The 12765-nt window shown below is 51.4% G+C and carries 12 protein-coding genes; 5 read left to right on the plus strand and 7 right to left on the minus strand.

Translation table 11 applies throughout. The features are described 5' to 3' along the window. Nucleotides 1–525 precede the first annotated feature (525 nt). Nucleotides 526–981 (minus strand): PACE efflux transporter, encoded by a 456-nt coding sequence (locus AACY98_RS04845; RefSeq protein ID WP_239441990.1) that lies wholly within the window; start codon nucleotides 979–981, stop codon nucleotides 526–528. Between the two features lie 166 nt (nucleotides 982–1147). Between AACY98_RS04845 and AACY98_RS04850 the strand changes: the two genes are divergently transcribed. The 5 genes from AACY98_RS04850 (at nucleotide 1148) to AACY98_RS04870 (ending at nucleotide 5142) form a co-directional block, all read left to right on the plus strand. Continuing rightward, the gene (locus AACY98_RS04850) at nucleotides 1148–2350 is read left to right on the plus strand and encodes a PA0069 family radical SAM protein (protein ID WP_339802278.1); all 1203 of its coding nucleotides are present in this window, start codon (nucleotides 1148–1150) and stop codon (nucleotides 2348–2350) included. 129 nt (nucleotides 2351–2479) lie between these two features. Then, entirely contained in the window at nucleotides 2480–2998 is a 519-nt protein-coding gene (locus tag AACY98_RS04855) for a GNAT family N-acetyltransferase (RefSeq protein ID WP_339802282.1), read from the plus strand. Between the two features lie 146 nt (nucleotides 2999–3144). Beyond that, nucleotides 3145–4014 carry an undecaprenyl-diphosphate phosphatase gene (locus tag AACY98_RS04860; RefSeq protein ID WP_339802285.1) on the plus strand — a complete coding sequence of 290 codons (870 nt, stop codon included), beginning with the start codon at nucleotides 3145–3147 and terminating at the stop codon, nucleotides 4012–4014. A 176-nt stretch (nucleotides 4015–4190) separates the two neighbouring features. Next, nucleotides 4191–4766 (plus strand): TetR/AcrR family transcriptional regulator, encoded by a 576-nt coding sequence (locus AACY98_RS04865; RefSeq protein ID WP_339802287.1) that lies wholly within the window; start codon nucleotides 4191–4193, stop codon nucleotides 4764–4766. A 25-nt stretch (nucleotides 4767–4791) separates the two neighbouring features. After that, nucleotides 4792–5142: a TIGR04076 family protein gene (locus AACY98_RS04870; protein WP_339802290.1), complete on the plus strand. Its 351-nt coding sequence runs from the start codon at nucleotides 4792–4794 to the stop codon at nucleotides 5140–5142. A gap of 75 nt (nucleotides 5143–5217) precedes the next feature. Here AACY98_RS04870 and trmB read toward each other — a convergent pair whose 3' ends face one another. From trmB to AACY98_RS04900, 6 genes are all read right to left on the minus strand, one after another. Next, nucleotides 5218–5979 (minus strand): tRNA (guanosine(46)-N7)-methyltransferase TrmB, encoded by a 762-nt coding sequence (gene trmB / locus AACY98_RS04875; RefSeq protein ID WP_423817522.1) that lies wholly within the window; start codon nucleotides 5977–5979, stop codon nucleotides 5218–5220. 95 nt (nucleotides 5980–6074) lie between these two features. Further along, the gene (gene dnaJ, locus AACY98_RS04880; protein ID WP_126978126.1) at nucleotides 6075–7214 is read right to left on the minus strand and encodes a molecular chaperone DnaJ; all 1140 of its coding nucleotides are present in this window, start codon (nucleotides 7212–7214) and stop codon (nucleotides 6075–6077) included. Between the two features lie 105 nt (nucleotides 7215–7319). Further along, the gene (gene dnaK, locus AACY98_RS04885; protein WP_339802294.1) at nucleotides 7320–9269 is read right to left on the minus strand and encodes a molecular chaperone DnaK; all 1950 of its coding nucleotides are present in this window, start codon (nucleotides 9267–9269) and stop codon (nucleotides 7320–7322) included. 99 nt (nucleotides 9270–9368) lie between these two features. Then, entirely contained in the window at nucleotides 9369–9941 is a 573-nt protein-coding gene (gene grpE, locus AACY98_RS04890) for a nucleotide exchange factor GrpE (protein WP_126978124.1), read from the minus strand. Nucleotides 9942–10219: 278 nt separating this feature from the next. Continuing rightward, a complete protein-coding gene (locus AACY98_RS04895) occupies nucleotides 10220–11032 on the minus strand; it encodes an MBL fold metallo-hydrolase (protein ID WP_126978123.1) in 813 nt (270 codons plus the stop codon). Nucleotides 11033–11218: 186 nt separating this feature from the next. Beyond that, on the minus strand, nucleotides 11219–12724 hold the full coding sequence (locus AACY98_RS04900; protein ID WP_339802300.1) for a helicase HerA-like domain-containing protein: 1506 nt from the start codon (nucleotides 12722–12724) through the stop codon (nucleotides 11219–11221). Between the last annotated feature and the right edge of the window lie 41 nt (nucleotides 12725–12765).

Consider the following 12765-nt stretch of genomic DNA (forward strand, 5'->3'; position numbering starts at 1 on the left):
ACGGACGTTGTTGTCAGTTCCCTGTTCCATTTTATCCAATGTCCGCAATTGCACGATAGGCGTTTTGTTCAAATGCCTGCATACTGTAGCGCTTAATTGATTCCCGGGTATAGCGCCCATCTGGGATACCTGCCAGTTCCCAGTTATTCATATTCAGGCCAATTTCCTGAATGACAGCAATAGCCTGGTCCGCGCTTAATCTGGGGGTTGTGTCTTCCCGGTCCAGTTTCTGATTAAGGCGATACCTGATGAGCGTCGTATTTGTGCTGTTGAATCTGCTCAGGCGCCAGACAGCGGTTACCCGGTCTGGAAAAGCGGCCTGCAGGCTGCTGATGTCGATGGGGGTGGGTGCAGATGTGGATCTGTGATAAGGAATAAAAGCATTGCTCAAAGAACTGCAGAGTAAAAGGAAACCAAACAGGATTAAGAGTTTTTTGTGCATATGTTCCCCTTATCACTCATTTTTCTCATTAGCCACTATGTATAAACCACCGCTTGTTTGACTGTTTTTGCCGGGCCGGGCAGCTATAGCGATGTAACAGGCTGGGCAGAACGGGGGAGCCCTACAACCCGGTCAAATCCCCAGTTGAAAATAAACGTATAAACCATAAAGAAAATCATCAGTCCGATTTCGGCTATGAACGCCGCTGTCAGTGATATGTGAAACCACCAGGCCATCAATGGTACCAGTGTGGCAACCAGCCCCAGCTCAAAGCCAATGGCATGTGCAATGCGTCGCTGCACACTGCGGCCCTTGACAGTTTGCCGTGCCTCCCAGTATTCAAACAGGGTGTTGTAGATGTAATTCCAGGTGATCGCAACCACTGAGGTGGATGCGGCATAGGCTGCTGAGCTGAAAACAGTTTCATCAGTCAGAATCAGCGCACCAATGGTGATTGCTGCAATGGCAAAGGCCTCATAGATGCTTACCTGCAAAGCACGGCGCAACCAGGGGTTCAGGGTAGATATTTTCAACGTCACAGAGAGAGATTTTTAAACGACTTTGCACTATAAATCAAATCGTTTACCAGAGGGCGCAGCATGCCATTGAGCTGCTGTGATCAGCATACCGGTCCGTTGCGATGATTCAGATGGGATTAAACATGGTATACTGTATAAATATACAGTATTTTAATTGACTGAAACCATGGCCCATTCTTCGGGATACAAGCAGGACAAATCCAAGCCTGCAACGCAAAATGCCTGCGGCGATGATAGCCTGGCTGTTCCCCTGCACCCTGTGTACCAGTTCAAAGGGCGCGGGGCGAACCTGCATATTGCGCATCGTTTCAGCAAAGATGAGCGAGAGGTGTACGACGACGGCTGGCAGGATGCTGAGCAGGAAGATGAACAGCTTGCGCCGCCTGTCACGACAGTTCGTTACGAGCAGTCCAAAAGCGCTATTTTTTATAACGACTCACCTGACATACCTTTTGACCGCTCCATCAACCCCTATCGCGGTTGTGAGCATGGCTGCATTTACTGTTATGCCAGGCCATACCATGCGTATCTGGATCTTTCGCCGGGGCTTGATTTTGAGACACAGATCATTGCCAGGAGCAATATTGCCGAGCTTTTCCGCAAGGAGCTGGCACGCCCCAAATATGCGGAGAATGTCCAACCGATCGCGCTTGGGTCAATGACGGACTGTTACCAGCCGATAGAAAGAAAGCTCAAGCTCACAAGGCAGATCATTGAGGTTCTGCACGAAACGCAGCATCCCTTTTTTCTGATTACCAGAGGCAGTGCGGTTGAGCGGGATCTGGATCTGATTGCACCGATGGCAAAGGCCAAATTGGCAGAAGTGTGCGTGACCATCACCACACTGGACAGGCATCTGGCGCGTATTCTGGAGCCACGTGCACCGACACCGCAAAGACGTTTGCAAACCGTGGCTGCTCTGGCACAGGCGAGGGTGCCGGTCAGTGTCAGCATTGCGCCGCAGATTCCATTTTTAAACGACGATATGGAACAAGTCATTCAGGCTGCTGCACAGGCAGGGGCGACCAGCGCTTTTTACACCATCCTGCGGCTGTCGTGGGAGTTGAAACCTTTATTTGAAAGCTGGTTGCAGCAGCATTATCCTGAACGTGCGCAGCGCATCATGGCCCGTATCCGCGATTTGCGGGGTGGAAAAACCAACGACAGCCGATTTGGCGTGAGGATGCATGCTGAAGGTATCTGGGCTGATCTGATCCGGCAGCGTTTTTACAAGGCATTGCGGCAACATGGCATGAACCTGACCAGTGCCGGGCTGGATACCACCCGTTTCCACCCCCCTGTATGGGTACGGAAAACCGCACAAATACCTTCCCGGCATGATGTGTTCCAGCCCGATCTGTTTGAGTAAGCATATTTTATGCTGTGATCTGAAAGCTGCTTATTTCCGGCACAGGTGGGCGGGGTTCAAAAGAGGTGTGCCTCATCAAGAAAGGCCGATTGATAAAATGCCGGTATGGAAGCTATTCATATCAGGAACATGCAAGCGTCAGACCTGGAGGGGATTCTGACGATACAGGCACAATGCTATCAGGAGATAGTGCCTGAGTCCAAAGTGTCGATACAGGCCAAGCTGGAGGCAAGCCCTCAAACCTGTTTCGTGGCTGATGACCCCGCGCGCGGCGTTGCCGGCTATATGCTTTCCATTCCCTGGCAGCGCCAGCAGCCGCCTGAACTCGATGCACCGGCCTGCAAATTGCCAGCGCAGCCAGACTGCCTTTACCTGCATGATCTGGCAGTATCTCCCGCATATCGGGGCAGTGGTGTGGGCAAGCACCTGTTCAACGCCTTTCAAAAGGCGCTGGCGACAACCCATTTGCCATATGCCTGCCTGGTGGCAATTCAAAATTCAGCATCTTACTGGCAAAAATACGGATTTGTCCCGGTGCAAATGAGTCCGGGGCTGCATGCCAGCGTTGCAACTTATGGCGGGCAGGCCCAATACATGGAATGGTATGCTGCACAGGGCGCTGATCATCTGCATTCGCTGGCTGTCTAGTTCTGGAATTTGTCTCGTGTAGGATTTGTTGCATCTGGTCGTGCAGATGGAAGGTACGCACATTCCAATGACAGAAAAATGACACATGATCTGCTTGCAGGGTTGCTTGGGCAGTGCTTTTGCAGCACGGTATTGTGCGTGGCAGAATGGGCGCTCAAACCGCAAAGCACAAGCAGGGAGTGGCAGTGATCAGTTGGTGGGAAGCACTTATTTTAGGACTGGTACAGGGGCTGACCGAATTTTTGCCGATCTCATCCAGTGCGCATTTGCGAATTCTCGGTACTTTTCTGCCTTCTGCCACAGACCCGGGAGCCGCGTTTACCGCCATTACGCAAATAGGCACCGAGCTGGCGGTTCTGGTGTATTTTCGCCATGACATCTGGCGCTTGTTGATGGCTTGGTGTGCGTCGCTTGCGGGCAGGCGTTCATTTCAGGATTCCGATGTGCGCGTGTCTTGGCTGGTCATCATCGGCTCTATTCCTATCTGCGTACTGGGCCTGCTGTTCAGGCATGCCATTGAAACCTACCTGCGTAACCTTTACATCACGGCAACCATGCTGATTGTGTTTGCCATTTTGCTGGGTATTGCTGACCGCATTGGCAGTAAAAAACGCCCGCTGAAGGAACTGGGCTGGACGCAGGGCATTCTGTACGGCTTGGCACAGGCGCTGGCACTGATGCCCGGGGTATCGCGCTCAGGCGGCACCATCACGGCGGGGCTGTTGATGGGGTTTACGCGTGAGGCGGCAGCGCGTTATTCATTCCTGCTGGCTATTCCAGCGGTACTGGCTTCCGGTTTTTACCAGTTGTATGCCAGTTGGGGCGAGGCAGGGCCGGTGAGTGGCAGCGCGACCGCGCTGGCAACGGTGGTTGCGTTTGTAGTTGGGTATGGTGTGATTGTCGCTTTTATCCGGCTGGTTTCGCATTACAGCTATATGCCGTTTGTCTGGTACCGGCTGGCACTGGGGGCGCTGGTATTTGTGCTGCTGGCCTGCGGCGTGATTGCTCCGCTTTAAAGCGAATGTATATGACCTGCGTCATACGCTTGTTCTGCCCTGACAGGGCAGAAAATATGTTTTAAATCTTTTTGCCGGTTGAACTTGTTGATTGACAATTTTCAGTATTTTTATAAAATAATGACCAATCGGTCAGTCATTATTTTATTTGTATGGCAAAACGTGAACAACAAAAGATGCAAACAAGAGCCAGCCTGCTAAATGCGGCCGCTGCCTGTTTTGCAGAAAAAGGCTATTCAGGTTGCTCTGTTTCCGATATTGCGGCCCATGCGGGTGTCAGCAAGGGAAACCTGTATGTGCATTTTGAAAGCAAGGAAGAACTGTTCAAAACCATGATTCAGGATGAACATGGGCAAGGTGCAGATAAAGCCAGGCAGGCTTCTCAATCATCTTCATCGTTTCTCTCGAGCATCATTGCTCTGATGGCAGACTGCATTCGGGATGTCGGGTTTCCGATCGATCACCGGTTGTGGATGGAAATTCTCGCGGTGGTTGCGCGTGATGATTCCATACGCAAAGCTTTTGTTGCCAGCGATAAAGCCATGCGCAAGGTGTTTGTTGAGCTATTGGAAAAGGCGGGGCAGGCCGGTGAAATCGACAATACGCTCGATTTTGATGCCGTTTCGATATGGCTTTATGCATTGATAGATGGCCTGATTGCCCGAACAGCCGATGACACCGAATTTGATTTTCAAAAACACCTGGATGTTTTTGAAACCCTGGTCAGGCGTGCGCTGCGGCCAGAATCATAATGGAAAATCTGAAAAGGTAACCACGATGAACAAATGCAAAATCACCGTATTAAAAAAAACATTTGATGAAGAACTGGCTAACGAATACGGGGCAGAAGGAATTGGGCCCTGTCCGATGCTGAAGAAAGGGCAGGAATTTTATGCGGACTATGCCTGCCCGGAAGGTTTTTGTAATGAGGCATGGAAGGCCATATACCAGTATGTGTTTGCACTGGCGCATGGCGTAGGGCAGGACAGCAGTCTTTTTTATTATGGCGACTGGATACGCAAGCCGGGTGTCGCCATTTGCAGTTGCAACGATGGTTTACGGCCGGTGATTTTTAAAATTGAGCAGACAAATCAAAAAGCCAGCATTGAATATACGCCGGTGGCATGAATAGACCATCAGTTGCGCTTGAATGGCGGGGCATTTTGCTGCGCCAGCTATTTCGTAAGAGGTCCGTGTTTGAGGTCACACTTTGGCAAATACGATATCCCACACACCATGCCCGAGTTTGAGTCCGCGGTTTTCAAACTTGGTCAGCGGCCGATAATCAGGCTTGGGCGCATAGCCTGTTTCGCTGGTGTTGCGCAGGTCGGGCTCGCTGCTGAGCACTTCCAGTATCTGCTCGGCATAAGGCTGCCAGTCGGTGGCGCAATGAATGTAGCCGCCAGCCTGCAGGCGCGAAGCCAGCAATTTGACTAACGGCGCCTGGATCAGACGGCGTTTGTTGTGGCGTTTTTTATGCCAGGGGTCTGGGAAAAAAATGTGCACGCCTGCCAGGCTTGCCGGCGCAATCATCTGCTCCAGCACTTCGACCGCGTCATGCTGTACGATGCGTACATTGGCAATTTGCTGCGCTTCCAGCCTGAGCATCAGTTTGCCGACGCCGGGTGGATGTACTTCACAGGCAATGAAATTCACATCCGGTTTAACAGCCGCAATATGCGCAGTGGCCTCACCCATGCCAAAACCGATTTCAAGCACTTCAGGCGCTTTGCGGCCAAAGAGTTCGCTCCAATTTACGGCAGAACCTTGGTAAGGAACGATGTATTTATCGCTGAGTTCACGGAATGCACGTGCCTGTCCCTCGGTGGTGCGGCCGGCACGCAGCACAAAAGAGCGGATACGGCGTGGATACGCAGCTTCAGAGGCGGCGGGGGACTGGTTTTCCGAAGCATCTGCCGGGTCGTGTGCTGTATTTGCCATACTGGCATCAGAAGAGGTTGTCATGGGCATGTGAATGGGGAGAAGTGTTTCGTGCAGGTTGATCAGTCCATGTGAAAAAGGAGCACACAGGCTCCTTTAATCATGTGGTGGCTATTTTATTACACCTTGAGCTTCTGGAAAAAGTCTTTGACCTTGTCCGTCCACGACTTGGCCTGGGGCGAGTGCTTGTCTCCGCCAGCCTGCAGGCTTTCATCGAGCTGTTGCAGCAGCTTGCGCTGGCTCTCGGTGAGCCGCACCGGAACTTCCACTTCAATGTGGCAGTACAGATCGCCAGGGTAACTGGCATGCACGCCTTTGATGCCTTTGCTTCTGAGCCTGAAAATTTTGTTGGTCTGTGTACCGGCCGGAATATCAATGCGCGCCGAGCCATTGAGCGTGGGCACTTCAATTTCGCCACCCAGCGCAGCAGTGGTCATTGTCACTGGAATTTTGCAGTGCAGGTCGTCGCCATCACGTTCAAAAATTTCATGCCGTTTCACACGGACTTCAATGTACAGGTCGCCTGCCGGACCGCCATTGAGGCCAGGTTCACCGTTGCCTGCGGAACGGATACGCATACCGTCATCAATCCCCTGCGGAATTTTGATTTCCAGTGTTTTGGTGGTTTTGTTGCGGCCTTGCCCATGGCAGTCAGGGCAGGGGTCGGAAATGACTTTCCCGGTGCCGTGACAGTGCGGGCAGGTCTGTTGCACACTGAAAAATCCCTGACTCATGCGCACAGCCCCCTGGCCGTGGCAGGTTGGGCATTCTTTCGGGCTGGTGCCCGCTTTGGCGCCGCTGCCGTGGCAGGTGTCGCAGGTATGCCAGGATGGCACCCGGATTTTCATTTCTTTGCCGTGGGCGGCCTCTTCAAGTGTCAGGTCGACTGCATAAGAGAGGTCGTTTCCACGGTAAACATTGCTGGCGCCACCGCGTGAACGCTGTCCGAAAATGTCGCCAAAGATATCTCCGAATGCATCGGCAAAACCGCCAAAGCCGGAAAAACCGTCTGCACCACCGAAACCGCCCTGGCCATTGGCACCTGCGTGTCCGAACTGGTCATAAGCAGAGCGTTTTTGGGCGTCAGACAAGACGGCATAGGCCTCGTTGACTTCCTTGAATTTCTCTTCCGCTTCTTTGTTGTCAGGATTGCGGTCAGGGTGAAACTTCATCGCCAGCTTGCGATAGGATTTTTTAATTTCCTCTTCAGAAGCTGTCTTGGATACGCCCAATATTTCGTAATAATCACGCTTGGCCATGGTGTCAAACTAACAAAGATTCATGTAAAGACCCCGTGAGCTTTGCAACAGCACTCACGGGGGAGGGAGGAGAGTCAGTCATTTCGCATGAAATGATGTCTGCAATTACTTCTTGTCGCCATCCTTGACTTCGGTAAAGTCGGCATCCACCACGTTGTCATCCGCCTTGGCCTGCTGTTGCTGGGCGCCATCGCCAGCAGCACCGGCCTGGCCTGCCGCACCGGCAGCAGCCTGAGCGTCAGCATACATCTTTTCGCCCAGCTTCTGGCTGGCAGTCATCAACTCCTGGGTTCTGGCTTCGATAGCGTCTTTATCTTCGCCTTCGAGTACACCTTCCAGTGTCTTGATGGCAGCTTCAATTTTTTCTTTTTCGGCTGCGTCCAGCTTGTCACCGTACTCGGTCAGACTCTTGCGAATCTGGTGCATCGTCGCTTCGCCCTGGTTACGGGCCTGTACCAGCTCCAGTTTTTTCTTGTCTTCAGCGGCATTCAGTTCAGCGTCTTTGACCATTTTCTGAATTTCATCTTCGGACAGGCCGGAGTTGGCTCTGATGGTGATCTTGTTTTCTTTGCCGGTGGCTTTGTCTTTGGCGCTGACGTTCAAAATACCATTGGCGTCAATATCGAAAGTCACTTCAATCTGCGGCAGGCCACGGGGAGCCGGTGCAATGCCTTCCAGGTTGAATTCACCCAGCAGCTTGTTACCTGCGGCCATCTCCCGCTCACCCTGATACACCTTGATGGTCACAGCAGGCTGATTGTCTTCTGCCGTGCTGTAAGTCTGCGAGTGTTTGGTTGGGATGGTGGTATTTTTCTGGATCATTTTGGTCATGACACCGCCCAGGGTTTCAATACCCAAAGACAGCGGGGTCACGTCCAGCAGCAGCACATCGGTGCGGTCACCCGCCAGCACAGAGCCCTGAATAGCTGCGCCCACGGCAACCGCTTCATCCGGGTTGACGTCTTTACGCGGGTCTTTGCCGAAATATTCTTTGACTTTATCCTGCACTTTAGGCATACGGGTCATACCGCCGACCAGGATGACGTCGTTGATGTCGGAAATCTTGACGCCCGCATCTTTGATCGCGGTACGGCAGGGCACAATGCTGCGCTCAATCAGGTCTTCCACCAGCGCTTCCAGTTTGGCACGGGTGAGCTTGATGTTCATGTGCTTGGGGCCGGTTGCCGTGGCTGTGATGTAAGGCAGGTTGATTTCAGTCTGTTGGGTTGAAGAAAGCTCAATCTTGGCTTTTTCAGCCGCTTCTTTCAGCCGCTGCAATGCCAGAATATCCTGGCTCAGGTCAATGGCCTGTTCTTTCTTGAATTCGCTGACCAGATAATCAATGATACGCTGGTCAAAGTCTTCACCACCCAGGAATGTATCACCGTTGGTGGAGAGCACTTCAAACTGCTTTTCACCGTCCACATCCGCAATTTCAATGATGGAAATATCAAAAGTACCACCACCCAGGTCGTATACCGCAATCTTGCGGTCGCCCTTGGTCTGTTTGTCCATACCGAACGCCAGCGCTGCTGCCGTAGGCTCGTTGATAATGCGTTTGACTTCCAGCCCGGCAATACGGCCGGCATCTTTAGTGGCCTGGCGCTGGGCATCGTTAAAGTAAGCCGGAACCGTGATCACCGCTTCGGTAACGGTTTCACCCAGGTAATCCTCAGCCGTTTTTTTCATTTTACGCAGGATTTCAGCGCTGATTTGCTGCGGTGCCAGTTTTTTACCGCTGATCTCAACCCAGGCGTCGCCATTGTCGGCAGCAACAATGGAGTAGGGCATCAGGTTCAGGTCTTTTTGTACCTCTGCATCGGTAAATTTACGGCCAATCAGGCGTTTGACGGCATATACCGTGTTTTTCGGGTTGGTCACCGCTTGGCGCTTGGCAGAGGCCCCGACCAGAATTTCGCCATCGTCCTGATAGGCAATGACGGAAGGCGTTGTACGTGCACCTTCTGAGTTTTCAATGACTTTCGGGGTAGTGCCTTCCATGATGGCAACGCACGAGTTGGTGGTCCCCAAGTCAATACCAATGATTTTTCCCATGTTATTCTGCTCCTGATATTAAATAATTAACTGCAATGCAACTGTGGGCTTTTTACGATATTTCAAGGGACGCAATTGCATTGAACATGTTTTCTGAACTTATTTTTTCGCCGCAACGATAACCATGGCCGGTCGCAGTGTGCGCTCTGCAATGGTGTAGCCTTTTTGCAGGGTTTCGACAATGGTGTTGGGCTCCTGCTCGGCGGGTACGACGGAAATGGCCTGGTGCACATTTGGGTCGAATTTATCTCCCACAACAGGAGCAACTTCAATGATCTTGTTGCGCTCAAAAGCGGCAGTCAACTGCTTGAGCGTGGTTTCAACGCCTTCTTTCAGGCTTTCATAAGTCTGGTTCGGGGTGTTCAGTGCCGCTTCCAGGCTGTCTCTGACCGGCAGCAGATTTTCCGCAAAGCTTTCAATGGCAAATTTGCGTGCCTTGGACTCGTCTTCTACCGCTCTTCTGCGGGTATTTTCTGTTTCGGCTTTGGCTCTCAGGTAGGCGTCAGCCACTTCAGCATGTTTATGCTCCAGATCAGAATATTGCTGCTGCAACTGTGCAAGCAGTTCTTCCGGAGTTGAGTCTGGTAATAATGCTTCATCCTGAGGTTGGGTACCTTCGGAATTCTGGACCTCATCCATGCTTTGTTTTTCTTCTGGCGGGTGTTTAGTCATATTTTCATTACCTATTCAAATAAAAGTACTCACCGTAAATGGGGGTATTCAGGCTGAATTCAAGCCCCAAGGGAGAAAATAATAAAACAGAAGATATGGTTCTGTGCTGATCAAGGCGGGTGTATCGGACATACATTCCGATAGGCTGTGTTTAAAACAATGCTGTGCCTTTGAACTTCACAAAATAAAAGGGTAAGTACATCAGAACTTACCCTTTTATTCTATAAAACAACTGTTACTGTATTACGAGTCGGCAGCCATTTTATATATTTCAGCCATCAAACTGTTTTCATGTGTTCCAACGTATCATGAATCGTCGGAATGGTGTACAGGCTCTGGTCAATCAGGTCGATACCGCACTGCAGGTTTTCAACCCAGTCAATACAATCCTGCGCCACCACCGGGTCCAGCATGGGAGAACCGTGCTGCGGCACAATTGCCTTGATATCAAGCTTGCGGACCATGTTGGCCCACAGGCGGCAGGCCTTGTTGGACAGCATGTAGCGACGATGGAAGCCTTCCATGTACTTGACATGATCTTTGAAGTTCGTCACAGGCTTGGCAGCGTCTTTGGTTGCTACCAGTGAAACGCCCAAGTCACCGCTGAACAGAATCTTGCTGATGGGGTCATAAAGCTGGAAGTTTCCTTCGCTGTGCAGGAAGTGCGCCGGAATAAATCCGTACTCAACGCCATCAATGTTGATCCAGGCACCTTCATCACCTAACGGAACAATACGTCCTGCGGTTTTCCCGGCCGGGCAGAAGTGCGGAACAAAACGTGCCCACAACTGGGAAATGATCAGCTTGGTTTCAGAGTTACTGAGCCAACGCGACAGCGAGGCCACAATATCCGGGTCCTGGTGCGAGGCAAAAATAGCCGAGAGCTTTTTCGGAGCGAAGTAATGGCTCATCTCCAGATAGAGCTCGTTGTAGGTCATGACGCCACCCGGATCCAAAATGATGCCAGAGTCGCCGTTGATGATCAAAAACTGGTTAGCTTGAACGGCTTCGGCATCATGGTCAGTTTCGCTGACCAAATCGGAAAACATCAGAACTCGGTGGTGTCCGTTATCAAATATTAATTGTCCCATGGCTAGGTATGATCCATTTTGACTTGCAGTGTATGCAGTATATTATGAACAGGCATTATCTTCAACAGAGATGCCGCTGAATATAATTCAAAGCTAAGTTGAAGCCCCCCTATAGGCCGATTATCCATTGATATCGACATATTTTATACATTTTCCAGTAATCGCAGGGGGGATAGGATAAATTCATTACTTTTTCCCACCCAGCAGTCCGCCTAAAATTCCTCGTAAAATCTTGCGTCCGGTATTGCTGCCAATACTGCGAGCAGCCGATTTGGCCGCGGTTTGCAGCATACCGTCACGATGTCCGCCACGTGGGCCCGTTGACCCAAAAATCAGATCTTTCAAAAGACTACCGCTTCCTTGATCAGCCGTTTGTTTAGATTCGGACGGCTTTGTCTGTCCTATATTATCACCGTTGTTCGTGCGTTGCTGCAATACCTCATAAGCCGATTCGCGGTCTAATGTTTTTTCATAAACGCCAGCAACAATTGAATGCTGTATCAGTGCCTGCCGTTGTTCTGCTGTGACCGGGCCGATCTGGGAGCCTGGCGGAATGACAAAGGCACGCTGTGTCGGAATCGGCTGGCCTTTGGCACCCAGAAAGCTGATCAGCGCTTCACCGGTAGCCAGTTCAGTGATGGCAGTGGCAATGTTGAGATCAGGGTTAGTGGGCATGGTCTGGGCAATAGCCTTGACAGCCTTGTGGTCTCGCTCGCTGAAAGCGCGTAGTGCGTGCTGTACACGGTTGCTGAGCTGCGCGAGCACGGTTTGCGGAATATCCAGTGGGTTCTGGGTTGCAAAATAAACACCGACGCCTTTGGAACGGATCAGCCGCACGACCAGTTCAATGCGCTCCAGCAGCACTTTGGAGGCATCTTTGAACAGAAGGTGCGCCTCATCAAAAAAGAACACCATTTTGGGTTTTTCCGGATCACCAACCTCGGGCAAGTGTTCAAACAGGCTTGAGAGCAGCCACAGTAAAAATGCGGAATAAACCCGGGGTGAATTCATGAGTTTGTCTGCAGCGAGGATATTGATAACGCCTTTGCCATCAATGGTCTGCATCAGGTCGTCTATATTAAGCATGGGCTCACCAAAAAAATGGTCGCCCCCTTGCTCTTCCAGTTGCAGCAATGCGCGCTGAATCGTGCCGATACTCGCTGTGCTGATATTGCCATACTGGGTTGTAAACTGTTTGGCGTTATCTCCAACGTATTGAACCATGGTGCGCAGGTCTTTCATATCAAGCAGCAGCAGGTTGTTATCGTCGGCAATTTTGAAAACCAGTGTCAGTACGCCGGATTGGGTATCGTTGAGGTCCAGCATACGGGAGAGCAGCAGTGGCCCCATATCCGAGACGGTGGCGCGTACCGGGTGCCCTTGTTCGCCAAATACATCCCACAGGGTTGTCGGGCAGCTGAATGGTTCTACCGGTGTGATACCGCGTTCGGCCAATGTTGTTGCTAATTTGCTACTGATCTGGCCTGTCTGTGAGATTCCGGTCAGGTCGCCTTTGATATCAGTGGCAAAAACAGGCACGCCGATACGCGAAAATTGTTCTGCCATGGCTTGCAGGGTCACCGTTTTACCGGTACCGGTGGCACCACTGATCAGGCCGTGCCGATTCGCCAGTGCGGGCAGCAGTTCGCAAACGTGAGTAGCATTACGGGCAATTTGAAGTGCTTGGGTCATTGTGGTTCAGATGGTTAAAATATGAGGCTGTCATTTTTATT

It is taken from the genome of Saezia sanguinis, assembly GCF_963921665.1.
Classification (GTDB): domain Bacteria; phylum Pseudomonadota; class Gammaproteobacteria; order Burkholderiales; family Burkholderiaceae_C; genus Saezia; species Saezia sanguinis.